Annotated in this window: 19 protein-coding genes; 12 read left to right on the forward strand and 7 right to left on the reverse strand. The window is 71.3% G+C overall.

What is annotated here, in order from left to right; all coding sequences use genetic code 11:
- Positions 1-18: 18 nt before the first annotated feature.
- A complete protein-coding gene (locus C1703_RS15550; RefSeq protein ID WP_010034659.1) occupies positions 19-282 on the reverse strand; it encodes a WhiB family transcriptional regulator in 264 nt (87 codons plus the stop codon).
- Positions 283-943: 661 nt separating this feature from the next.
- On the opposite strand from C1703_RS15550, the gene C1703_RS15560 reads away from it, so the two are divergent.
- From C1703_RS15560 to C1703_RS15575, 4 genes are all read left to right on the forward strand, one after another.
- Positions 944-1,450, forward strand: coding sequence for a cysteine dioxygenase family protein (locus C1703_RS15560; RefSeq protein ID WP_114253289.1), 507 nt, complete (start codon positions 944-946; stop codon positions 1,448-1,450).
- Positions 1,451-1,518: 68 nt separating this feature from the next.
- Positions 1,519-2,478 (forward strand): 2-phospho-L-lactate transferase, encoded by a 960-nt coding sequence (gene cofD, locus C1703_RS15565; protein ID WP_114253291.1) that lies wholly within the window; start codon positions 1,519-1,521, stop codon positions 2,476-2,478.
- A complete protein-coding gene (locus C1703_RS15570) occupies positions 2,475-3,791 on the forward strand; it encodes a coenzyme F420-0:L-glutamate ligase (protein WP_114253293.1) in 1,317 nt (438 codons plus the stop codon). Before cofD ends, C1703_RS15570 begins: the two co-directional genes overlap by 4 nt.
- 74 nt (positions 3,792-3,865) lie before the next feature.
- On the forward strand, positions 3,866-4,867 hold the full coding sequence (locus tag C1703_RS15575; protein WP_114253299.1) for a DNA-3-methyladenine glycosylase: 1,002 nt from the start codon (positions 3,866-3,868) through the stop codon (positions 4,865-4,867).
- A 191-nt stretch (positions 4,868-5,058) separates the two neighbouring features.
- Here the strand turns inward: C1703_RS15575 and C1703_RS15580 are convergent, their stop codons facing one another.
- Together C1703_RS15580 and C1703_RS15585 are read right to left on the reverse strand one after the other, a co-directional pair.
- Positions 5,059-6,141 carry an NDP-sugar synthase gene (locus tag C1703_RS15580; RefSeq protein ID WP_114253301.1) on the reverse strand — a complete coding sequence of 361 codons (1,083 nt, stop codon included), beginning with the start codon at positions 6,139-6,141 and terminating at the stop codon, positions 5,059-5,061.
- 145 nt (positions 6,142-6,286) lie between these two features.
- On the reverse strand, positions 6,287-7,777 hold the full coding sequence (locus C1703_RS15585) for a peptidoglycan recognition protein (protein ID WP_114257434.1): 1,491 nt from the start codon (positions 7,775-7,777) through the stop codon (positions 6,287-6,289).
- 149 nt (positions 7,778-7,926) lie between these two features.
- On the opposite strand from C1703_RS15585, the gene C1703_RS15590 reads away from it, so the two are divergent.
- From C1703_RS15590 to C1703_RS15615, 6 genes are all read left to right on the forward strand, one after another.
- Entirely contained in the window at positions 7,927-8,682 is a 756-nt protein-coding gene (locus C1703_RS15590; protein WP_114253303.1) for a TIGR03089 family protein, read from the forward strand.
- Positions 8,683-8,819: 137 nt separating this feature from the next.
- Positions 8,820-10,031, forward strand: coding sequence for an LCP family protein (locus C1703_RS15595; protein ID WP_114253305.1), 1,212 nt, complete (start codon positions 8,820-8,822; stop codon positions 10,029-10,031).
- 240 nt (positions 10,032-10,271) lie between these two features.
- Positions 10,272-12,038, forward strand: coding sequence for an LCP family protein (locus C1703_RS15600; protein ID WP_114253307.1), 1,767 nt, complete (start codon positions 10,272-10,274; stop codon positions 12,036-12,038).
- A 92-nt stretch (positions 12,039-12,130) separates the two neighbouring features.
- The gene (locus C1703_RS15605; RefSeq protein WP_198678179.1) at positions 12,131-13,825 is read left to right on the forward strand and encodes an LCP family protein; all 1,695 of its coding nucleotides are present in this window, start codon (positions 12,131-12,133) and stop codon (positions 13,823-13,825) included.
- Between the two features lie 218 nt (positions 13,826-14,043).
- The gene (locus C1703_RS15610) at positions 14,044-15,816 is read left to right on the forward strand and encodes an LCP family protein (RefSeq protein ID WP_114253309.1); all 1,773 of its coding nucleotides are present in this window, start codon (positions 14,044-14,046) and stop codon (positions 15,814-15,816) included.
- A gap of 200 nt (positions 15,817-16,016) precedes the next feature.
- Entirely contained in the window at positions 16,017-17,774 is a 1,758-nt protein-coding gene (locus C1703_RS15615; protein WP_232840496.1) for an LCP family protein, read from the forward strand.
- Between the two features lie 76 nt (positions 17,775-17,850).
- On the opposite strand, the gene C1703_RS15620 is transcribed toward C1703_RS15615, so the two are convergent.
- Positions 17,851-18,894: a glycosyltransferase family 2 protein gene (locus C1703_RS15620; protein ID WP_114253313.1), complete on the reverse strand. Its 1,044-nt coding sequence runs from the start codon at positions 18,892-18,894 to the stop codon at positions 17,851-17,853.
- A 127-nt stretch (positions 18,895-19,021) separates the two neighbouring features.
- Here C1703_RS15620 and C1703_RS15625 point away from each other — a divergent pair, with 127 nt between their 5' ends.
- Positions 19,022-20,509, forward strand: a complete 1,488-nt coding sequence (locus C1703_RS15625; protein ID WP_114253315.1) for an LCP family protein — start codon at positions 19,022-19,024, stop codon at positions 20,507-20,509.
- A 13-nt stretch (positions 20,510-20,522) separates the two neighbouring features.
- Here C1703_RS15625 and C1703_RS15630 read toward each other — a convergent pair whose 3' ends face one another.
- Complete coding sequence (locus tag C1703_RS15630) at positions 20,523-21,080, reverse strand: acyl-CoA thioesterase (protein ID WP_198678180.1); 558 nt, start codon at positions 21,078-21,080, stop codon at positions 20,523-20,525.
- 119 nt (positions 21,081-21,199) lie between these two features.
- On the opposite strand from C1703_RS15630, the gene C1703_RS15635 reads away from it, so the two are divergent.
- Positions 21,200-22,501: an LCP family protein gene (locus C1703_RS15635; RefSeq protein ID WP_198678181.1), complete on the forward strand. Its 1,302-nt coding sequence runs from the start codon at positions 21,200-21,202 to the stop codon at positions 22,499-22,501.
- A 58-nt stretch (positions 22,502-22,559) separates the two neighbouring features.
- Here the strand turns inward: C1703_RS15635 and C1703_RS15640 are convergent, their stop codons facing one another.
- Both C1703_RS15640 and C1703_RS15645 read right to left on the reverse strand, forming a co-directional pair.
- Positions 22,560-22,925 (reverse strand): four-helix bundle copper-binding protein, encoded by a 366-nt coding sequence (locus C1703_RS15640; RefSeq protein ID WP_114253321.1) that lies wholly within the window; start codon positions 22,923-22,925, stop codon positions 22,560-22,562.
- Between the two features lie 113 nt (positions 22,926-23,038).
- Entirely contained in the window at positions 23,039-24,196 is a 1,158-nt protein-coding gene (locus C1703_RS15645) for an acyl-CoA dehydrogenase (protein ID WP_114253322.1), read from the reverse strand.
- Positions 24,197-24,363: the final 167 nt, after the last annotated feature.

Genomic DNA, 24,363 nt, shown 5'->3' on the forward strand with positions numbered 1-24,363 from the left:
TTCACGAAGAGGACCGGGTCAGACGGCCGCCTTCTTCAGCCGGCGGCGCTCCCGCTCGGACAGACCGCCCCAGATGCCGAAGCGCTCGTCGTTGGCGAGGGCGTACTCGAGGCACTCGGAGCGGACCTCACAGGCGAGGCAGACCTTCTTGGCCTCCCGGGTCGAGCCGCCCTTCTCGGGGAAGAAGGACTCGGGGTCGGTCTGGGCGCACAGTGCGCGCTCCTGCCAGCCGAGTTCCTCGTCCGCGTCGTCGACCAGCAGTTGCTGCACCGTCTCGGTCATGTGCGCCCCTCGTCTGTCTTTCGCGTCCCCGTGATCTAGCCGTTACCGATTCCGGCTGAACGACACGAGTGAAATTACAAGTGTGCTGCTCCGGGCGAGTCAAGCCGAGATCTGCTATTGAGCCCCTTATTCACTCTGCGGAACCAAGCCCATGCGGAAAGTGTTCAAATCACCATAAAACCTGACACACCGACGGAGCCCGCTGGGGCTCACGTCTTCCGCCGGACCCCTCGCAGACCTCTACGGAGAAGGACGCCCAGGAGTTCGATCCCGTTCCGACACGCCCCTCGAAGCGAACCGGATCACAGTCGGATCACGAGTGCGCAACGGGGTTTGTCCGCCCGGATGGACGCCATGTGTCCCGGGAGGGCCATGAACAAACCTTTCATCTGAGCGATCGACCGGATGAGGTGAACCTCATCCCACATGTCGGGTGCCGAGTTGACAGTGGAGGTGTGAACCGGTGTCCTTGTGGGCATGCTCGCGAACTTGGCACTCACCTCGACCCGCACCGCCGGGTCCCTCGGTGCTGCCCGCGCTCGCTGTAGCTGTCGCTGTTCCAGCTGTTGAGCCCCACCCGCTCCAGCTGAAGGCCGAGCCACCCGTATCTCGGCTTCCCCGTTCCCTCTGGCCTTCTTTTCACTGAGGAACCACCACACCCATGAACAGCGACAGCGACCTCCAGATCGCCGGCGACATCCTCGAAGTCCCGCACCTGCTCCAGACACCGCGCGAGCACCCGGCCACCGTCGCCGAGTTCGCCGGGCTCGCCCGCTCCATCGCCGCCGACCGCTCCCAGTGGGAGCACCTCGTCCGCTACGACGCGACCACCCGCTGGTACCACCGGCTGCGCACCGGCCCGGGCTACGAGGTGTGGCTGCTGTCGTGGGTGCCCGGGCAGGGCAGCGGGCGGCACGACCACGGCCGCTCCTCCGGTGTGCTGACCGTGCTGGACGGCACGCTGACCGAGCGCACGGAGAGGGGCACGCGCGCGTTGCGGGCAGGCGCGCAGCACGTGTTCGCGCCGGGGTACGTGCACGAGGTGGTGAACGACGCACTGGAGCCCGCGGTGAGCCTGCACGTGTACTACCCGGGGCTGACGGAGATGCCGATGCACACGGCTCCGCACTGCGAGGCCCTTCCCGAGCCGGGCGCCCTCACGGCCTGACCGGTGCGCGTCGCCGGTTGTCCACAGCCGCGCACCGGTTGTCGCAGGCGCCTGCGAGACTGGCTCCCATGCGCATTGTGGTTCTGGCAGGCGGCATCGGTGGTGCCCGGTTCCTGCGCGGTCTGAAGCGGGCCGTGCCGGACGCGGACATCACGGTCATCGGCAACACCGGGGACGACATCCACCTCTTCGGGCTGAAGGTCTGCCCGGACCTCGACACGGTGATGTACACGCTCGGCGGCGGCATCAACGAGGAGCAGGGCTGGGGTCGCGCCGACGAGACCTTCCATCTCAAGGAGGAGCTCGCGGCGTACGGCGTCGGGCCCGAGTGGTTCGGCCTCGGCGACCGGGACTTCGCCACGCACATCGTGCGGACGCAGATGATCGGCGCCGGGTACCCGCTGAGCGCGGTGACCCAGGCGCTGTGCGACCGGTGGCAGCCGGGCGTGCGGCTGATCCCCATGACCGACGACCGGGTCGAGACGCACGTGGCCGTCGAGATCGACGGCGAGCGCAAGGCGATCCACTTCCAGGAGTACTGGGTGCGGCTGCGCGCCTCGGTGCCCGCGCAGGCGGTCGTGCCGGTCGGCGCCGACCAGGCGAAGCCCGCCCCGGGCGTGCTGGACGCCATCGCCGAGGCGGACGTGATCCTCTTCCCGCCGTCCAACCCGGTCGTCTCCATCGGCACCATCCTCGCGGTGCCCGGCATCCGGGAGGCGATCGCCGACGCCGGGGTGCCGGTGATCGGCCTCTCCCCCATCGTCGGCGACGCGCCCGTGCGGGGCATGGCCGACAAGGTGCTGGCCGCCGTGGGCGTCGAGTCGACCGCGACGGCGGTGGCCGAGCACTACGGCTCGGGCCTGCTGGACGGCTGGCTCGTGGACACGGTGGACGCGAGCGCCGTGGAGCAGGTCGAGGCGGCCGGGATCCGCTGCCGGGCCGTGCCGCTGATGATGACGGACGCCGACGCGACCGCCCGGATGGCCCGGGAGGCACTGGCGCTGGCGGAGGAGGTACGGGGGGCGTGAACGGCGCGGAGCAGGGGCCCGGCGAGTACCGGGTGTGGGCCCTGGGCGGGCTGCCCGAGGTCACGGCCGGGGACGACCTGGCCAAGCTGATAGCCGCCGCCGAGCCCGGCCTGGCCGACGGGGACGTGCTGCTCGTCACCTCGAAGATCGTGTCCAAGGCGGAGGGCCGGATCGTCGAGGCGGCGGACCGGGAGGCCGCTATCGACGCGGAGACGGTCCGGGTGGTCGCCCGGCGCGGCGCCCTGCGGATCGTCGAGAACCGGCAGGGCCTCGTGATGGCCGCGGCCGGGGTCGACGCGTCCAACACCCCGTCCGGGACGGTGCTGTTGCTGCCCGAGGACCCGGACGCGTCCGCCCGCGCGATCCGCGACGGACTGCGGGACGCCCTCGGCGTCGACGTCGGTGTCGTCGTCACCGACACGTTCGGGCGCCCCTGGCGCGCGGGGCTCACGGACGTCGCGATCGGTGCCGCAGGAGTACGCGTGCTGGACGATCTGCGCGGTGGCGTGGACGCGTACGGCAATCCGCTCAGCGCCACCGTCGTCGCCACGGCCGACGAACTCGCCGCCGCGGGCGACCTGGTCAAGGGCAAGGCCGCCGGACGGCCCGTCGCCGTGGTGCGCGGGCTCCCGCACGTGGTGGCGGACGACGACGGCGAGGGGGCGCGGGCCATGGTCCGCGGCGCCCGCGACGACATGTTCCGCCTCGGCACCTCGGAGGCGGTGCGGCTGGCGGTGACCCAGCGGCGCACGGTCCGGGCGTTCACGGACGAGCCCGTCGACCCCGGTGCCGTACGGCGGGCCGTGGCAGCGGCCGTGACGGCGCCGGCGCCGCACCACACGACGCCGTGGCGGTTCGTGCTGCTGGAGTCGGCCCGGGCGCGGACGCGGCTGCTCGACGCGATGCGGGAGGCGTGGATCGCCGACCTGCGGCGGGACGGCAAGACGGAGGAGTCCATCGCCAAGCGGGTGCGGCGCGGGGACGTCCTGCGGAACGCGCCGTATCTCGTCGTGCCCTGCCTGGTCATGGACGGCGCGCACACGTACGGCGATGCCCGGCGGGACGGCGCCGAGCGGGAGATGTTCGTCGTCGCCGCCGGCGCCGGCGTGCAGAACTTCCTGGTCGCGCTGGCCGGGGAGCGGCTGGGGTCGGCGTGGGTGTCCTCGACGATGTTCTGCCGGGACGTGGTGCGCGAGGTGCTGGAGCTGCCGGCGGACTGGGACCCGATGGGGGCGGTGGCGGTCGGGCATCCGGCGGAGGAGCCCCGGGCGCGGCCGGAGCGGGACGCGGGCGCGTTCATCGAGGTGCGGTGACCGACGCCGGCCCGGGCCTACCCTCGTAGGGCCCTCTCCTCCGACCGCGGCAACCTCATCCAGGGACTTCACTCATGGCAGGACGGTTCGCTCCTCGGCCCACCCGTACGACCGTGCGCGGTGGGCACGTCGCCGTGGGCGCGGGTGTGCCGCGGCAGGCGGCGGGGCCGGGGCGGGTGCGGGACTGGGTGCCGGACGGGCCGCTGGACCTCGGGCTGGTGCTCGGGCCGCTGCGGCGCGGACCGGGCGATCCGACGTTCCGGGCGATGCCGGACGGTTCCGTGTGGCGCGCGAGCCGCACGCCCGCCGGGCCGGGGACGCTACGGGTGTGCGCGTACGGCGGTGGGGTGCGCGGGGAGGCCTGGGGGCCCGGGGCCGGGTGGCTGCTGGAGCGGTTGCCGGAGCTGCTCGGGGCGGCCGACGATCCGTCGGCGTTCGTGCCGCGGCACCGGCTGCTGGCGATGACGCGGCATCGGCGGCCCGGGTTGCGGCTGACGCGCAGCGGGCTCGTGCTGGAGTCGCTGATCCCGTCGATCCTGGAGCAGAAGGTCACGACGGACGAGGCGTACCGGGCGTGGCGGCTGCTGGTGCGCAAGTACGGGGAGCCGGCGCCGGGGCCCGTGCCCGCGCGGATGTGTGTGATGCCGGCGCCTCGGACGTGGGCGCTGATTCCGTCGTGGGAGTGGCATCGGGCCGGGGTCGACGACAAGCGGGCGTCGACGATCCTGCGGGCTGTCCGGGTCGCCGCGCGGCTGGAGGAGGCCGTGGGGATGGAGCCAGGGGCGGCTCGGGCGCGGCTGGAGGTCGTGCCGGGGATCGGGCCGTGGACGTCGGCGGAGACGGTGCAGCGCAGTCATGGGGCGGCGGATGAGGTGACCGTCGGGGACCTGCATCTGCCCGGGATCGTGGGGTGGGCGCTGGCCGGGGACCGGGACGCGGACGACGCCGTGATGCTGGAGCTGCTGGAGCCGTATGCGGGGCAGCGGCATCGGGCGGCTCGGTTGATCCTGCTGAGCGGGCGGGTGCCGGGGCGGAGGGCGCCGAAGATGCCGGTGTGGGACATCGGGCAGTTCTGAGGAACTGCCCGTGTCCCGGTGCTCGGCGTGCGGGCTGAGGACGGGTGGGTCCGCAGCCCGGCGTGGCGGGGTGCCTCCCCCAAGCTCTCGGCTTCGCTCGAGCAGGGGGACCCCCATCGCCCACCCGTGCCGCCCCTAGCGGCACGCATGCCCGCGGCTAAGCGGGACGGACGGCCCGCGGCGGCGGCCGTCTACTGGTCCGACGAGAAGCGGACCGCTCCCGCTGGTATGCGGGCGTCGCACCATATGCGGGCGCCCTCGCGGAGTTCGTTGTCGGCGCCGATCACCGCGCCGTCGCCGATGACCGTGCCCGTGAGGACCGAGCGTTCGCCGACGCGGGCCCGGGTGCCGATGAGGGAGTCCGTGATGACCGCGCCGGGTTCGATCACCGCGCCCGGCAGGATCGTGCTGCCGAAGACCCGGGCGCCCTCGGCAACGAACGCGCCCTCCCCGACCACCGTGCCGCCCGAGAGCTTCGCGTCGGCCGCGACCGTCGCCGTCGGCAGGATCAGGCGGTCGCCGCAGCGGCCGGGGACGGCGGGCGACGGGGCCCGGCCGAGCACCAGGTCCGCCGAGCCGCGGACGAACGCCGCCGGTGTGCCCAGGTCCAGCCAGTACGTCGAGTCGACCATGCCCTGGAGGTGCGCCCCGGCGGAGAGGAGGTCGGGGAACGTCTCCCGTTCCACCGAGACCGGCCTGCCCGCCGGGATCGTGTCGATCACCGAGCGGCGGAAGACGTACGCCCCCGCGTTGATCTGGTCGGTGACGATCTCCTCCGGGGTCTGCGGCTTCTCCAGGAACGCCAGGACCCTGCCCGTGTCGTCGGTGGGGACCAGGCCGTAGGCGCGCGGGTCGGTGACCTTCGTGAGGTGCAGGGAGATGTCCGCGCCCGTCGACTCGTGGGTGTCGACGAGGGCCCGGATGTCCAGGCCCGTCAGGATGTCGCCGTTGAAGATGAGGACCGGGTCGTCGGGCCCCGAGTGCAGCCGGGAGGCGACGTTGCGGATGGCGCCGCCCGTGCCGAGCGGCTCCTCCTCCGTCACGTACTCGAGGTGGAGCCCGAGCGCGGACCCGTCGCCGAAGTACGGCTCGAAGACCTCGGCCAGATAGGACGTGGCCAGGACGATGTGCTCGACACCCGCCGCTCTCGCCCTCGCCAGCTGGTGCGTGAGGAAGGGCACCCCGGCCGCCGGAACCATGGGCTTGGGCGTGTGCACCGTGAGCGGGCGCAGCCGGGTGCCCTTGCCGCCGACCAGGAGGATCGCTTCTGTCACGTGTCGTCTCTGCTTCCTGCCGGGACCGGCCGAACTGTCTTTCGGCCGGTCAGTGTATGCAGACCGTTCCGTGGCGCCTTCGCTGGCCGTGCGGCATTCCGCCCCCGTGCCCCCGCTTGCCCCCCGACGGCGGTCGAACGTGTGCTCAGCGGCCCTGGTAGCGGGCCGCCTTGGAGCGGGCCGAGCCGAGCTTGCCGTAGAGCTTGAGTCCCGGGCACTCCGTCTTGAAGCCGTCCCGGTGCCCTGAGATCACGTTCAGTCGTACCTTCTTACCTTTTCGGTGGAGATTGCTGCCAGCCGACTTCAGGTAAGTCTTTCCCTTCGGATTCATCCGGTACAGCCCGAGCTTCCACGCGGTCAGCCGGGCGACGGCCCGGACCGCGGCCTTCGACGGCTTGGTGGCGCCGTACGACCCGAGGACGGCGATCCCCATGCTGTTGCTGTTGAAACCAAGGGTGTGCGCGCCGAGGACCGGCTTCGCCACGCCTCCCGCGCGGCCCTCGTAGATCTTTCCGCACTTGTCGATGAGGAAGTTGTAGCCGATGTCCCGCCAGCCCATGCTCTTGACGTGGTAGCGGTAGATACTGCGGATGAGTGACGGGACCTGCGAGCAGCGGTAGTTGTTGCCGCTGGCCGTGTGGTGGACGAAGGCCGCCCGGACCTTCTTGGTGTACCGGAAGCCGCGCTCGCGCAGGCCCTCGTTCGCACCCCAGCCGCGGCGCGTGGTGATGCGCGGGCGGGGGCCGACGTACGGCCTCGCCTGCTGCTGCGCCGCCAGTTCGCCGCCGTTCAGGGCGAAGAACTCCCGCTCGGTCTCGGCACGGCTCAGGGCCGAGATCTCGGTGGCGCCGAGGGGGGCGAGTTCGGCGTTGGCGGCGGAGGATTCCGCGGAAGCCTCGGCTGCGGCTTTGGCCGCGGCGGAGGCCTCGGCGTTCAGGCCGCCGGTGCGGGGACCGTCGGCGGCGGTGTCCGACGGCGTCTCATCCTCGCCGGGGTCGACGAGTTCGAGGCGGAGGCCGGAGGGGAGCGGGGGCGCGGCGGACAGGTCGCGGGTGTCCGTGTGCGAGTGCGCGGGGTCGGTTTCCGCGCTGCGGGACTCGGCGCGGACCCGGAGTTCCACGCCGTCGGAGTCGCCGACCCACAGCGGTGCCGTGGCGCCGCGGACGCGGCCCGAGGCGCTCTCGGGGGTGCCCGGGTCGGCAGCGTGGTCGGCGTGGTGCGTCTCGACGTCCTGCCAGCCCGACCAGGTGCCGGTGCCGGCGGCGCGAGTGCGGACCTGGACGCGGCCGTGCAGTTCTGCTCCGGGGTCGTCCCAGACGACGCCGACGAGGGAGAAGTGGCGTACGGCGCGGCGGGGCAGGCCCTGTTCGGTGGCGGGGGCACTGGGGGTGGCGCGGTTGCGGGTGAGGGGTTCCAGGGGGAGGGACTGGGTGCTGCCGGGGGCGTGCGGCTCGGTCGCGCGCCGGTCGGTCGTGGTGGTGGTCGGTGTCCCCGCGTGGGGCGCGGGTCTCGCTGCCGTGACGGCTTCCGTGGCCGGCACCGGTCCCGCCGTCGCCGCGAGGGCGGGCGGGGTGAGGGGGAGAGCCAGAGCGGCCGCACAGGTGACACCGATCGAGGAAGCAAGGAATCCACGCATGCCCCTGATCTTGGACATAGTCCTATAAGTCTGTCCATTTGGGAGTTGACGGACTGTCGGCCGGGTTCGGCCGAACCGGTGGTGGCAGCGCGGCGGCGCGGTCGCCGGGCCATTGGGTGCAGGCCGGTGCGCCGCGTACGCTTGCGCGGGTGAACGCCACCGATCGCACCCCTGCCGACCTGCTGGGTTCCGCGCTCGCCGCGGATCCGGGACGTCCCCTGGTGACCTTCTACGACGACGCCACGGGCGAACGGGTCGAACTGTCCGTGGCCACCTTCGCCAATTGGGTGGCCAAGACCGCGAACCTGCTCCAGGACGAGTTGTCCGTCGAGCCCGGGGACCGGGTGGCCCTGCTGCTGCCCGCGCACTGGCAGACGGCCGTGTGGCTGCTGGCGTGTGCCTCGGTGGGGGTCGTCGCGGACGTGGCCGGGGACGCGCGGGCCGCCGACGTCGTGGTGAGCGGTCCGGACACGCTGGAGGCGGCCCGGGCGTGCTCCGGGGCGCGGGTCGCGCTGGCGCTGCGGCCGCTCGGGGGGCGGTTCCCGCAGACGCCCGAGGGCTTCGTCGACTACGCGGTGGAGGTGCCGGGGCAGGGGGACCGGTTCGCGCCGTACGCGCCGGTGGATCCCGAGGGGCCCGCGCTGATCGTGGCGGGGCGGGAGTTCAGCGGGGCGGAGGTCGTCGAGCGGGCTCGGGCGGAGGCGTCCGGGCTGGGGCTGACCGGGCCCGGCTCGCGGATCCTGTCCGGGCTGCCGTACGACACGTGGGAGGGGCTGAACGCGGGGCTGTACGGGCCGTTGGCGACCGGGGGTTCCGTGGTGCTGTGCCGGAATCTGGAGCGGGCCGGGGACGGGGTGCTGGACAAGCGGGTCGAGAGTGAGCGGGTCACGGTGATCGCCCGGTAGGCCGTTCCCGGGCGTGTGACGACCGCGCCCCGTCCCTCGTTCGGCCCACCCCCACCCACCCCCGGCCCCCCATCCGCGCCATGGTCGTAGGAGCAGGGCGAGCGGGGTGTTCCTACGTCAGGAGGGGTGGTGCTGTCGTGGGTGGCAGGGTTGGGCCGACCGGGGCCTCGGCCAGTGGGCGGGGGCTGGTGCGGCGGCGTCGGCGGCGGGGCGCGCGGATCTCGGCGTTCGCCGTCACCGGCCTCGTCGTGGCGGCCGCGGGAGCCGGCTGGGCCGTGTACGCCAAGCTCAGCGGGAACATCACGCCCGACGAGGCGGCCGCGGCCGAGCTCGCGCGGTACGAGAAGGAGCGGCCCACCTCGCTGGTCAAGGACGCGCGGAACATCCTGCTGATCGGCTCGGACTCGCGCGAGGGCGAGGACAACGCCCGCTACGGGCGGGACTCCGGCACCGAACGGTCGGACACGACGATCCTGCTGCACCTGTCGGCGGGCCGGGACAGCGCCACCGCCGTCTCCCTCCCCCGGGACCTGATGGTGGATTTGCCGGGCTGCCGGCGGCCGGACGGGTCCCGCAGCGCGCCGCGGTTCGCCCCGTTCAACCAGGCGTTCCAGGTGGGCGGTTCCGCCTGCACCATCCGGACCGTCGAGAAGCTCACGGACATCCGCGTCGACCATCACGTCGTCGTCGACTTCCACGGCTTCAAGGAGATGGTCGACGCGGTCGACGGCGTCGAGGTGTGCCTGCGGGAGCCGATCGACGACCGGGCCGCCGAGCTGAGGCTGCCCGCCGGGCGGGTGACGCTCGACGGCGAGCAGGCCCTCGGCTACGTCCGCGCCCGCAAGTCCCTGGGTGACGGCAGCGACACGGAGCGCATGGAGCGGCAGCAACGATTCCTCGCGGCGCTCGTCAACAAGGTGCGCAGCAATGACGTCCTGCTGAATCCGGCGAAGCTGTACCCCGTGCTCGACGCCGCCACGTCCTCTCTCACAACCGACCCGGATCTGGCGAGCCTTCGCGGTTTGTACGAACTCGTGCGCGGGCTGCGCGACATCCCCATGGAACAAGTGCAATTCCTGACCGTGCCCCGGGAGTCGTACGCATTCGACGCCAATCGCGACCAACTCGTGGAGCCCGAGGCCGAGAAGCTGTTCGAGCGGCTCCGGACCGACACACCGGTGGTCGTGACACGAAACGTACCGCGCGGTTCCGCTCCGCTGAGGCCTGCCGATTCGCGTGACGGGTCGTACGGGGATTCGTATCCGGGGCCGTTCGCGAAGCCCGTCGTCACCGTTTCTCCTCCACCGACCTTCCGGGGGAACACGGCAGCCGAGGACACCTGTGAGTAAAGCGGACGCCAAGGTAACTCCAAGGCAACGAACTCTTCATCTGAGAAATGGGCGAATTGCCCAGGTGTAGGGACGTGGAATTTGTCACCGTCGTCGCTCGGCACTGAACTGGGCGGTTAGTGTGAGCGATCCGGTGCGCCCGGCTCTGAGGACGGTCCTGAGGTCGCGCACTGTGTGACCGAGACCCGAGCGCCTTGGAGGGGAAGGCGCCGCGTGCCCCGACGGAGGAAACAGGCAACCGTGGACGCGCAAGGCCGAGGGCGGGCGGACGACGTCGATCCCGCAGACCAGTGGGTGCTCAACCCGAACACCGGCGAATACGAGCTGCGACTGGCCCCTTCCACCCCGCAGTCGGGCGTTCCCGGACCGCGCAGGCCACCCTCCTCGGACACGGACCCGCCGGTCCGCGCCCGTACGGACTCACCGGCCCGCGCCCGGACGGACGCGCCCGGACGCCCGCGGCCCGGGACACCCGGCCGTGCGGTGCCGCCGCCGCGCAGGCGCCGCGGGGCGCCGGAGGAGCCGCTGCCTGGGCGGCGCGGGCGGCGGCCCGCCAAGAAGACCTCGAAGGGCAAGAAGGCCCTGGTGTGGACCGGCGGCACGATGGCGTTCGTGCTGGTCGCCGGCGCGGGTGCCGCGTACTTCTACATCGAGCACCTGAACAACAACATCGCGTCCGTCTCCGACGACGGCGCGAGCACCGGTGGCTTCCAGAAGGACAAGGCGATCAACATCCTGCTGATCGGCACCGACAAGCGCACCGGCAAGGGCAACGAGAACTACGGCGACGCCGGCAGTGTCGGGCACGCCGACACCACGATCCTGCTGCACGTCTCCAAGGACCGTTCGAACGCGACCGCGCTGAGCATCCCGCGCGACCTGATCGTCGACGTGCCGGACTGCCCGACCACGCAGGAGGACGGGACGCAGAAGATCATCCCCGGCACGCAGGGCGTCCGCTTCAACACCAGCCTCGGCCAGGACGGCCGTACGCCCAGTTGCACGATGCGGACCGTGACCGAGCTGACCGGCGTCAAGCCGGACAACTTCATGGTCGCCGACTTCAACGCCGTCAAGACGCTGACCAGCGCGGTCGGCGGTGTCGAGGTCTGTCTGGGCAAGGACATCGACGACCCGGACTCGCACCTGAAGCTGTCGAAGGGCACCCACACGATCGAGGGCGAGCAGGCGCTCGCGTTCGTCCGCACCCGCCATGCCGTGGGCTTCGGCGGCGACCTGAGCCGGATCGGGCTCCAGCAGCAGTTCCTGAGCGCGCTGATGCGCAAGCTGAAGTCCAACGACACGCTGAGCAGCCCCTCGAAGATGCTGAAGCTGGCCGAGGCGGGCACGAAGGCGCTGACCGTCGACTCCCAGCTGGACAGCATCAGCAAGCTGAAGGACCTCGGCATGGAGCTCGGCAAGCTCGACACCAAGAACCTGACCTTCACCACGACCCCGGTGATCGACAACCCGGCGGAGAAGGTCAAGTCCACGGTCGTGCTCAACGAGTCGTCGGCCCCGCAGGTCTTCGACATGATCAAGAACGACATCTCGTTCACCGCGGTCAAGGAGCAGAAGAAGAAGGAGGCGGCCGCGGTCGCCGCCCGGCTGAAGGGAACCAAGGCGCCGGCCTCCGAGGTGCGGGTGCGGATCCTCAACGGCGGGGCCGTCGCCGGCAGCGCGCAGGAGACGCTCAGCTGGCTGCAGAACGAGGAGGGCGTGACCAAGTCGGAGAACGCCGGCAACGCGCCCGCCGAGCTGGCGAAGACCACGCTGGAGTACGCCCCCGACCAGGCCGACCAGGCCCGGCGCCTCGCCGACATCATGGGCCTGCCCGGCTCCGCGCTGAAGCCGGGCGAGAGCGTGACCAACTCCCAGGGGCTGCCCGCGATGACCCTGACCCTGGGCAAGGACTTCAAGGGCGCGGGCGTCTCCCTCACCGCTCCGTCGAAGGCGCCGGAGGGTGTGCAGAAGTCCACGGCGGACAAGGTCGAGTGCGCCAAGTGACCTGACGGGCCCGTCGTACGTCTCACAGGGCGTACGACAGGCCTTGTCCGATGATCCGCGCTGAACGCGCGGCGGGGTGCGGAGCGGGAGAGATGGCGCGCAGCAGCGGTGTGTACGGGGAGGGCACGAAACCGGGTGCCGTGCCGCGGGTGCCGGTCCAGGACCAGGGCGGCCACGACCGGGAACCGGCCCCCGGCGGTGACGGTCCGGGCAGGTCCGGCGGTACCGGAGGGCCGGGCGGCTCGGGAGGCTCGGGCGGCAGCCGCCGTCGGGTGCGCCGCGTCCTGCGCGGGGCGGCGACGGCCCTCTCCCTGCTCGTCCTCGTGACCGCCGGCGCCGGCTACCTCTACTACGAGCACCTGAACGGCAACATCCACAAGGGCGCGCGCAACAGCGGCGACTCGGGGGCGGCGAAGGCGGAGCCGAACGCGGCCGGGCAGACGCCGCTGAACATCCTGCTGATCGGCTCCGACAGCCGTGCCTCCGACGAGAACGTGACGCTGGGCGGCGGCCGGGACAGCCGGGGCAATCCGCCGCTGGGCGACGTGCAGATGCTCATCCACCTGGCCGCGGACCGCAGGAGCGCCTCCGTGGTGAGCGTGCCGCGCGACACCCGGGTCGACATACCGAAGTGCACGGACCCGGCGACCGGGAAGACGTACCCGCCGGTCAACACGATCATCAACGCCTCGCTGGCCCGGGGCGGAGCGGGCTGCACGCTCGCGACCTGGGAGAAGCTCACCGGGGCCTACATCGACCACTGGATGACGATCGACTTCGCGGGCGTGGTGCGGATGGCGGACGCCATCGGCGGGGTCGAGGTCTGCGTGCGGCAGAACGTGTGGGACCGGCCGCTGCCCGGCGTGCCCGGCGGCTCCGGCCTGAAGCTGACGGCCGGCCGGAAGAAGGTCCAGGGCGTGCAGGCGCTGCAGTGGCTGCGCACCCGCCACGCCTGGGGCAGCGACCCGCTGCGGGCCAGGGCGCAGCACATGTACATGAACTCGATGATCCGCACGCTCAAGGCGCAGGACGTCTTCTCCGACACCGGCCGGCTGACCAACCTGGCGGAGGCGGCCACGAAGTCGCTGCACGTGTCCGAGGAGATCGGCACGGTGAAGCGGCTGTACGACCTGGGGACGCAGCTCAGGACGGTACCGACGGACCGCATCACCATGACGACGCTGCCCACGGCCCAGGACCCGCAGGACGCCAACCACCTGGTGCCGGCCGGGGCCGACGCCGACCGCGTGTGGTCCATGATCCGCGACGACGTGCCCTTCGACGGCAAGGGCCGCAAGCCGGGCGCGGAGCCGGGTGCGGAGCAGGGCGTGAAGAAGAGGTCGGAGCAGACCTCCCGGGATCCGGCCGCGGCCGACGGCGAGATCGGCGTCCTGGTGCGGAACGCCACCCGCTCCGCCACCCTCGCCCCGGTCGGCGGCCGGGCGAGCGCCGTCGCGCGCTCCCTCGTGGGCAAGGGCTTCACGAGGGCCGCCGCGGACCCCTCCGCCGCGCTGTCCGAGGAGCGGACCGTCGTGCGCTACCCGAGCGCCGAACTCGCGGGCGACGCCCGGCGGGTCGCCAAGTCGCTGGGGATCCCGGTGAGTTCCGTGCAGCGGTCCACCGACGTCACCGGCGTCACCGTCGTCGTGGGCGCCGACTGGCGTACGGGCACGGCGTATCCGGAGCAGCCGGCGCCCGAGTCCGGGGACCTGCCCGGCGACACGGACGCGCTCAACGGGTCGGACGCCGGTCCGTGCATGGACGTGTACGCGCCGTACCGCTGGTAGCGACCCGCGGCGCACCCGCACACGGAACCGTCGAACTCCCATGCGCAGACTTGGGCGGATTGCCCCCATGTGTGGATGTTGAATTTGTCATTCAGTGCACACCGGCGTTCAACTGGGCGGATAGTGTGAGCGATCCAGTGCTTCTGTGATGACCAAGTACCCGTGCGCCCTCCGGGGGGAGAGGGCGCCGCGTGCCCCGACGGAGGAATCGGACAACCGTGGACGCGCAACGCCGTGGGCGGGGGGACCAGATCGACCCCGCAGACCAGTGGGTACTCAATCCGAACACCGGCGAATACGAACTGCGACTGGCCCCCTCCGCACCGCAGTCGCCGGGCCCCGGGACACGCGGACCGGCGGGCGGCCGTACGACGCCTCCCCGTACGGCGACTTCGCGCACGACGCCTCCCCGTACGGCGACTTCGCGCACCGGGACTCCCCCTGCCGGCGCGAGCCGCACCGACGTCCCGTCGCAGCGCAGGCGGCGCGGCGCTCCCGAGGAGCCGCCGCCGGGACGCCGCGGTGGGCGCCGGCCGGTGCAGCAGAAGCCGAGGAAGGCCAGGAAGGTCCTGGTGTGGACCGGCGGCACGATGGCGTTCCTGCTGGTCGGCGTCGGCGCGGCCGGCTACTTCTACCTCCAGCACCTGGAGGGCAACGTCACGACGACCGACGTCGGCAACGCGGGCGCCGGCAACTTCAGCAAGGACGAGGCCTTCAGCATCCTCATCATCGGCACCGACAAGCGCACCGGCGAGGGCAACGAGGGCTACGGCGACAAGGGCAGCAGCGGGCACGCCGACACCACGATCCTGCTGCACGTCGCCGAGGACCGCTCCAACGCGACCGCGCTCAGCATCCCCCGCGACCTGATCGTGGACATCCCCGACTGCCCGACCAAGCTGGAGGACGGCTCGGAGAAGATCGTCCCGGGGCAGCAGGGCGTCCGCTTCAACCGGAGCCTCGGCGAGAACGGCCGGGACCCGGGCTGCACGATGCGCACGGTGAAGGAGAACACCGGCATCGAGGTCGACCACTTCATGATGGCCGACTTCAACGCGGTGAAGACGCTGACCACGGCGGTCGACGGGGTCGAGGTGTGCGTGGAGAAGCCCGTCAACGACAAGGAGTCCAAACTCGTCCTGCCCGAGGGCGAGTCGACCGTCGAGGGCGAGCAGGCCCTCGCGTTCGTCCGCACGCGCAAGAGCTTCGGCAACAGCGGCGACCTCGACCGGATCAAGGTGCAGCAGCAGTTCCTCGGCTCGCTGATGCGCAAGATGTCCTCCGGTGACACCCTCACCAGCCCCTCCAAGCTGCTGAAGCTGGCCGAGGCCGCCACGAAGGCCCTCACGGTGGACAAGGCGATCGGGAACGTCGGCACGCTCAAGGACATCGCGCTGGAACTGAAGAAGGTGCCGACGAAGAACATCACCTTCACGACGGTCCCGGTGAAGGACAACCCCGCGGAGACGGTGAAGGCGACGGTCGTCCTCAACGAGGCACAGGCCCCCCAGGTGTTCGAGATGATCAAGAACGACGTCTCGTTCACCGAGGTCAAGAAGCAGCAGAAGAAGGAGAAGGACGCCGAGGCCGCCCGCCTCAAGGGCACCAAGGCCCCGGCCTCCGAGGTCCGGGTGCGGATCCTCAACGGCGGTGCCGTCGGCGGCAGCGCGCAGAAGACCCTGCAGTACCTCCAGGTCGAGGAGGGCGTGACCAAGTCCGAGAACGGCGGCAACGCCCCCGCCGCCCTGGCGAAAACGACCCTCGAGTACGCCCCCGACCAGGCCGACCAGGCCCGCCGACTGGCCGACATCATGGGCCTGTCCGGCGCGGCGCTCAAGCCCGGCGAGAGCGTGACCAACGCCCAGGGGCTGCCCACGATGACCCTGACCCTCGGCAGGGACTTCAAGGGCGCCGGCGTGAAGCTGAACGCCCCGGTCGAGGCGCCGGACGTGGAGAAGTCCACGGCCGACAAGGTCAAGTGCGCGAGTTGACCCGCTGAGGGCAACTGACAGGCCCGTCGTGCGTCTAACAGGAGGCAGGGCGGGCCTGTTGCATGCGCGGGGTGCGGAGAGGACCGGGGAAAGTGACGCAGAGCGGTGTGCGGGAGGACGGAACGCGACGAGGCGTCCGCCACGAACCGGTCCCGGGCGGAAACGGGCCGACGGGCACGCGGTCGCCCGAGGGCGACGGCATGCCGACGGGGGACACGAAGACGCCGAGCGACGACGGCAGTCCGGCGCGCGGCGCGAAAACGCCCAGCGGCGACAGCGGACCGGCCCGCGGCGCCAAGACCCCGAGCAGCGACGGCAGGCCGGTCCGCGGCGCCAAGACGCCCGGCCGTGACAGCGGACCGGCCAGCGGCGTGAGGTCGGCCAATCAAGAGGGGGCCTCGGCAGCAGGCGCGGGCCCCTCTGTGGATGACCGTGGCGGTGACGGCGGCAAGGGCGGCGGGCGGCGACGCGGCGGCCGGCCCCCGCGCAGGCGGCGGGCGCTGAAGTGGTCCGCCGTCGTGCTCGCCGTGCTGATACTCGGCACGGCCGGGACGGGCTACTTCTACTACCGGCACCTCAACGGCAACATCAAGAAGGACGCCCTGAACCTCGGCGACAACAAGGTCGCCGCCCCGACGCCGAACGCCGCCGGCCAGACCCCGCTGAACATCCTGCTCATCGGCTCCGACGCCCGCGACACCGAGGAGAACCAGAAACTCGGCGGCGCCCGCGAGACGTTCGGCGCCACTCCCCTGGCCGACGTGCAGATGCTGCTGCACCTGTCCGCCGACCGCACCAACATGTCGGTCATCAGCATGCCCCGCGACACCCTGGTCAAGATCCCCAAGTGCACCGACCCGGACGACGGCAAGGTCTACGCGGCGACCCAGGGCCGGACGATGACCAACCAGAGCCTCGGCCACGGCGGTCCCGGCTGCACGGTGGCCACCTGGCAGGAGCTCACCGGCATCCACATCGACCACTTCATCATGGTCGACTTCGCCGGAGTCGTCTCGATGGCCGACGCCGTCGGCGGCGTCCCCGTCTGCGTCGACGCCAACATCCACTCCCGCACCTCCGACGGCAAGGGCTCGGGCCTGAAACTGGAGAAGGGCACCTCGTACATCCAGGGCGAGCAGGCCCTGCAGTGGCTGCGCACGCGCTACGGCTTCGAGGACGGCAGCGACCTCGCCCGCGCCAAGGCCCAGCACATGTACATGAACGCGATGGTCCGCCAACTGCGCGAGAACGCCACCCTCAGCAGCCCCAACAAGCTGCGCAGACTGGCCGAGGAAGCCACCCGCGCCATGACGGTCGACCCGGGCCTCGACACCGTCAGGAAGCTCTACGACCTCAGCACCGAGCTGCGCAAGGTCGAGCCGAAGCGCATCACCATGACCACGATGCCCAACCGGTACGTCGGCGCCCGCGTGGAGCCCACCGAGGACGCCGAACAGCTGTTCCGGCTGGTGCGCGAGGACATCGCCCTGGACGGCAAGGACAAGACGAAGAAGGCCGAGGAGAAGGCCTCCACCGACCCGGCCGCGGCCGACGACGAGATCGCCGTCCAGGTCCGCAACGGCACCCGCACCGACACCCTCGCCCCGGCGAGCGGACGCGCGAGCACCGTGGCCGGGCTGCTGAAGGAGGAGGGCTTCACCGAGGCCGTCGCCGACACCGACGGCTCGTGGAGCGAGGACCAGACCGTCGTCCGCTACCCGAGCGCCGACCTGGAGGGCGACGCCCAGCGCGTCGCCGAGGCCCTCGGGATCCCTCTCAGTTCGGTGCAGCGGTCGACCGACGTCTCCGGCGTCACACTCGTCGTCGGCGCGGACTGGCGTACCGGCACCGACTACAAGGCACCGAAGCGGAACGACCGGACCCCGAAGTCGGCCGACGCGCTCAACGGCGCCGACGACAAGGCCTGCATGCACGTGAACCCCGGCTTCACCTGGTGACGGAAACGGGCCCCTCCCGAGCGGGAAGGGCCCGAAGCCGTGCGGCGCGGATCAGCCGGTAGCCGTGCGGCGCGGATCAGCCCGTGGCCGCGTCGGCGTCCGCCCGGACCGACGGGCGCCGGGACGCGATGACCTTCCGCGCCAGCGCCCGCGGGCTCGTCAGGAAGCCCCAGCCCCACGACATGTGCATCGTGGCCAGCGCCACGGGGATCTGCAGCCGCGCCTTCAGCGGCAGCCCCCTGCCCGCGGGGACCGAACCCAGCAGGATCGCCGCGAGATAGCCGCCGGGCACCACGAGGCCCCACGGCGTCAGCAGCGCGCCCACCAGGAGCCCGGCCGCGATCGCGCACACGGCGGTCGGCGGGGCGAGGTAGCGCAGGTTGATCGAACCCTCGTGGTAGCGGGCGACGACGTGCCGCCAACGGCCGTAGTCCTTGTACTGCTTGGCGAGCGCCTTCACGCTCGGCCGCGGCCGGTACGACACCTTCAGCTCGGGCGAGAACCAGACCAGCCCGCCGGCCTCACGGATACGGAAGTTCAGCTCCCAGTCCTGGGCGCGGATGAACTCCACGTTGTAGCCGCCCTGCCGCTCCAGCGCCTCGCGCCGGAACACCCCCAGGTAGACCGTCTCGGCCGGGCCCGCCTCCCCGCCCGTGTGGAACGAGGCGTTGCCCACACCTATCTTCGAGGTCATCGCGGCGGCGACGGCGCGCTCCCAGTCGTTCTCGCCCTCGGCGTGCATGATGCCGCCGACGTTCTGCGCGCCGGTCTCCTCCAGGAGCCGTACCGCGGTGGCGATGTAGTTCGGGGAGAGCATGCCGTGGCCGTCGACCCGGACCACGACCGGATGCCGGGAGGCGTTGATCGCCGCGTTCAGCGCCGCGGGCGTACGGCCGGTGGGGTTGGGGACGGTGTGCACACGCGGGTCTTCGGCCACGAGCTCGGCGGCGATCTCGTCCGTGCGGTCCGTGGACGGACCGAGGGCGATCACGACCTCCATCTCGCCGGCGTACTCCTGCGCGAGGATCGCTTGGACTGCTCCCCGCAGATGCCGCTCCTCGTTGAGGACAGGCATGATCACGGAAACGGCGGGGAGCCGCACGTCGGGATTGGCGTTCATAGGGGGCTCACGTTACCGCGAACGGGGGACAGCGTTGCGCGCCGCCGGGGCGGTACCGCGGGCCGCAGATCGTATCGGCCTACGGTTTCACGGATCCCACGTACGGCCGTCGTCCGGAGGTGTCCCCATGCCCACGCCGCCGCGGTCCCCTCGGTCCACCGCCGCACCCCAGCGCCGCCCCCAGCCACCCGCCCCCCGCCACGCCCCGCGCCGGCCCGCGCCGCCCGCACGGCGCCGGAAGCCGCGCTGGGGCATGCGGGCCGTCACCACGCTGTCCGTGGTGGTCCTCGCCTCCGCCGGTATCGGACACGCGGTCGTGACCAGCCTGGACGCGGACATCGCCCGGGTCGACCCCTTCAAGGACATGAAGAACCGGCCCCAGGCCGGCCACGGCATGAACGTCCTGCTCGTCGGCACCGACGGCCGCGAGAAGATCAGCAAGGAGGAGCGGCGCAAGTACCGGCTGGGCGGGGCACCCTGCCACTGCACCGACACGATCATGATCGTGCACATCTCGGAGGACCGGGAACGGGCGAGCGTGGTGAGCCTGCCGCGCGACTCCTACGCCGTGATGCCCCCGCACGTCGACCGCACGACGGGCGAACGGCACGGCGGGCACCCGGTCAAGCTGAACGCGGCGTACGCGGAGGGCGGGCCGCAGCTGACCGTGCGGACCGTGGAGAGCATGACCAAGGTGAAGATCGACCACTACGTGGAGGTCGACTTCACGAGCTTCATGAAGACGGTGGACGTCGTCGGCGGCGTACAGATCTGCACCGCCGACCCCCTGAAGGACAGTTACACCGGCCTGGACCTCCCCGCCGGCCGGCACACCCTCGCGGGCGGCCAGGCACTCCAGTACGTGCGCGCCCGCCACGTCGACGGCGCCTCCGACCTGGGCCGCATGAAACGGCAGCAGCGCTTCATGGCGGCGCTCGTGGAACGCGTCACATCCTCCGGGATCCTCCTCAACCCGATGAAGTTCCGGGACGTGACACGGGCCGTGCTCGGCTCGGTGCGGGCCGACAAGGGCTTCGGCACGGACGAGATGCTGGACCTCGGCCGGGCCATGCGGAACTTCTCCCCCTCCTCCTCCGAGTTCACCACCGTCCCGATCGGGCGGATGGGATTCGCCGTGAAGGGCGTCGGCTCCACGCTGAAGTGGGACCCCGTGAAGGCGGAGCGCCTCTTCCACGCCCTGCGCCAGGACCAGCCGCTGTCCGTGCACCGGCCGCGCGCCGCCGCCCGCATCGTGTCGGTGGCCCCGCAGCAGATCCGCGTCCAGGTGGAGAACGGCACGCGCACGCCCGGCCTCGGCCGCCGCGTGGACGCCGCCCTGGCCTCGACGGGCTTCCGCACGACCCGGGCCCCGGTGAACGCCGCAGCCCGCGACGTCAAGCGCACGGTCGTCGCCTACGACCCCCGCTGGGACCGCTCGGCCAAGTCCCTCGCGACGGCCCTCCCGGGCAGCGAACTGCGCCCGGTCAAGGGCCTGGGCCCGACCCTGAAGGTGATCGCGGGAGCGGACTTCGAACGCGTCCGGAAGGTGCGGGCGGAGGATCCGGGGCAGGGGGAGTTCGGGGTGGTGCGGGGGGATGAGGTGGCGTGCTCCTAGGAGTTCAGGCGCGTCAGTCCTCGAACCCCTCCGCCGCCCGCTTCTCCCGCAGCTCCATGATCGCGCGGCGGCGGGCCAGGCGGTGGGTGCGGCGGATCTGGGCCTCCTGGTAGCGGCGCTTGTCGCGCTCGGTCTCCGGGAGGACCGGAGGGACCCGGCGGGGCTTGCCGTCGGCGTCGACCGCGGCGAAGACGAGGTAGGCGGAACCGACCTGCGTCGGTGGCGCGGACTCGTTCCAGCGTTCGGCCAGGACGCGGACGCCGACCTCCATGGACGTCCGGCCGGTCCAGTTGACCTGCGCCTTGACGTGGACCAGGTCGCCGACGCGGACCGGCTCCAGGAACGCCATCTCGTCCATGGACGCGGTGACGGCCGGGCCGCCGGAGTGCCGCCCGGCCACGGCCCCGGCCGCGTCGTCGACCAGCTTCATGATCACGCCGCCGTGCACGGTCCCCAGCAGGTTCGTGTCGTTGTGGGTCATGATGTGGCTGAGGGTCGTGCGGGAGGCCGAGGTCGGCTTGCCCGGGATATCCGTGGCGCCGGAATCCGCAGCTGAGGCCTGGTCTGTCATGGCCCCTACCTTATGCCGAGGCGGCATGAGGGGGTTTTGTGTCAGCTTCGCCACAGCCGTGCTCTGATTTTCCGACGACTCTTGTATGGCGGACCATGGGGACCTGCACACTGGGGCGCATGAACAATTGGCCCGAGGGATGGTCCGACGACAACCGCGGCAGCCGGTACGGACGCGGAAGCTCGAGCGCACAGCCCGAGAGCGCCCGTGTCATGCGGCAGGTCCGCCGCGGTCCGGCGGCGTCGCCCGGGCAGGGTGCCTACGGTGGCGCACCGCAGTACGCCGGCGGCGTGCCGCAGCAGCCGTCGTACGTGGACGGCGGCTACGCCGAGCCGCCGTCGACCTATGACAGCGGCTACAACACCGGCCAGGTCTACGGCTCCCCCGGCGGCAGAGGCCCCGGCGGCCCGGGCGGCGGCGGGTACGACCCGCGTCCCGCGCCGAACTGGCGCCGCCGCATCAAGGTGACGGCGATCACGCTGGTGACGGTCCTGGCCGTGACGAGCGTCGCCACGTACTTCTGGGCCGACTCCAAGCTCAACCGCGACGTCGACCTGTCGAAGGTCATCGACCGGCCGGAGGCGGGCGAGGGCACGAACTACCTGATCGTCGGCTCGGACAGCCGCGCGGGCATGTCGGCCGAGGAGAAGAAGAAGCTGCACACCGGCTCCGCCGAGGGCAAGCGCACGGACTCGATGATGATCCTGCACACCGGCAGCAACGGCCCGACGCTGATCTCGCTGCCGCGTGACTCGAACGTCACGATCCCGTCGTACAAGGGCTCCGACTCGGGCAAGCTCTACCCGGCCACCGGCCGCCAGACGAAGCTCAACGCGGCGTACGCGGAGGACGGCCCGGAGCTGCTGGTCCGCACGGTCGAGGCCAACACCGGTCTGCACATCGACCACTACGTGGAGATCGGCTTCGGCGGCTTCGCGAACATCGTGGACGCGGTCGGCGGGGTCGAGATGGACATCCCGCAGGACATCAAGGACACCAAGTCCGGCGCGGACCTGAAGAAGGGCAAGCAGACCCTCAACGGCGAGCAGGCCCTGGCGTTCGTCCGCACCCGCTACGCCCTCAAGGGCTCCGACCTGGACCGTACGAAGAACCAGCAGAAGTTCCTCTCGGCCCTGGCCAACCAGGTCGCCACCCCGAGCACGATTCTGAACCCCTTCAAGCTGTACCCGACCATGGGCGCCGGCCTGGACTCCCTCGTGGTCGACAAGGACATGGGCCTGTTCGACCTGGCGTCCATGTTCTGGGCGATGAAGGGCGTCAGCGGCGGCGAGGGCAAGTCGATGAACATGCCGATCGCGGGCAACTCCGCGAACGGCAACCTCCAGTGGGACACCGCGAAGGTGAAGACGCTGGTGAACGAACTGAAGAACGACGAGAAGGTCACCGTCTCGGGCAACTGAGCTCCGAGCGGCGAAAAGGGGGCACCCGGCGGGTGCCCCCTTCGCTGTGAGGCGGTCCTCACATCGTGGCGGCCGCCATCTTGCGGCACATCTCGGCGCAGTTGCGACACGCCTCGGCGCAGCGCATCATCTGGGCGTCGTCCGGCATGGACATACACGCCTCGGCGCACATGTCACAGGCGCGGGCGCACATCGCGCACATCTCGGCCGAGAGCGGCGAGCGGCGCATCATCATGTCCGCGCACAGCCGGGTCATCTCGGCGCAGTCCATGACCGCGCGCATGACCTGCATCTGGGCCTGGCCGCCCATCTGCATGCAGGAGCTCATGGTCTCCTCGCACGTGCTGTGGCAGGACATGCACGCCTGGACGCAGTCCTGCATCTCCTTGCTCATCGGGGTGGCCGTGGTGGGCTGCTGGGTCATGGTTCCTCCCGGGGACGGGCGGGGGCCGGGGGTCGGTCCCCGTGCCCTTCCGTCCTACGCCTGTGCGGCGCCGCCCGCCACGGGGCGGAAGGAACCAATCCGCCAAGCGTGCGTCACGGCAGGTTGCGGGCCATGACGATGCGCTGAACCTGGTTCGTTCCCTCGTAGATCTGCGTGATCTTGGCGTCCCGCATCATGCGCTCCACCGGGTAGTCACGCGTGTAGCCGTACCCGCCGAGGAGCTGGACCGCGTCCGTCGTGACCTCCATCGCGACGTCCGAGGCGAAGCACTTGGCGGCGGCGCCCTGGTACGTGAGGTCGGCGTCGCCGCGTTCGGAGGCGGCGGCGGCCTGGTAGGTCAGGGCGCGGGCGGCCGAGATCTTCATGGCCATGTCGGCGAGCATGAACTGGATGCCCTGGAAGTCGGCGATGGGCTTGCCGAACTGCTTGCGCTCCTGGACGTAGCCCTTGGCGTAGTCGAGGGCACCCTGGGCGATGCCGAGGGCCTGGGCGGCGATGGTGATGCGGGTGTGGTCGAGGGTCTTCATGGCCGTGGCGAAGCCGGTGCCCTCCTCGCCGATCATGCGGTCGGCGGGGATGCGGACGTTGTCGAGGTAGACCTCGCGGGTCGGGGAGCCCTTGATGCCGAGCTTCTTCTCGGGGGCGCCGAAGGAGACGCCCTCGTCGGACTTCTCGACGACGAAGGCCGAGATGCCCTTCGAGCGCTTCGACGGGTCCGTCACCGCCATCACCGTGTAGTACTCGGACTCGCCGGCGTTGGTGATCCAGCGCTTCACGCCGTTGAGGACGTAGAAGTCGCCGTCGCGGACGGCCTTGGTCTTCATGCCGGCGGCGTCGGAGCCGGCGTCGGGCTCGGAGAGGCAGTAGGAGAACATGCCGTCGCCCTTGGCGAGCGGGGCCATGTACTTCTTCTTCAGCTCCTCGGAGCCGGAGAGGATCACCGGGAGCGAGCCCAGCTTGTTCACCGCGGGGATGAGGGAGGAGGAGGCGCAGACGCGGGCGACCTCCTCGATCACTATGACGGTGGCGAGCGCGTCGGCGCCCGAGCCGCCGTACTCCTCGGGGACGTGCACGGCGTGCAGGTCGTTCGCCACCAGCGCGTCGAGCGCCTCGCGCGGGAAGCGGGCCTCCTCGTCCACCGCGGCGGCGTGCGGCGCGATCTTCGCCTCGGCCAGCGAGCGGACGGCGTCGCGGAGCATGTCGTGCTCCTCGGACGGGCGGTACAGGTCGAAGTCAGCCGATCCGGCCAAGGTCTCTCACGCTCCAAAACGCTGCGATGGTGGCGCTAACTACCGTTAAGTAATCAAAAGTTTATGGGGTCGCCCACGGGAGTGATACGTGAGCTAGGCGACAGCCGAGAAGTTGCCCAGTGAAGCGCGCCGCCATGCCCCGGCTATGCTCGGGCGCGCACCACATG

The organism is Streptomyces sp. Go-475, from assembly GCF_003330845.1.
Lineage (GTDB): Bacteria > Actinomycetota > Actinomycetes > Streptomycetales > Streptomycetaceae > Streptomyces.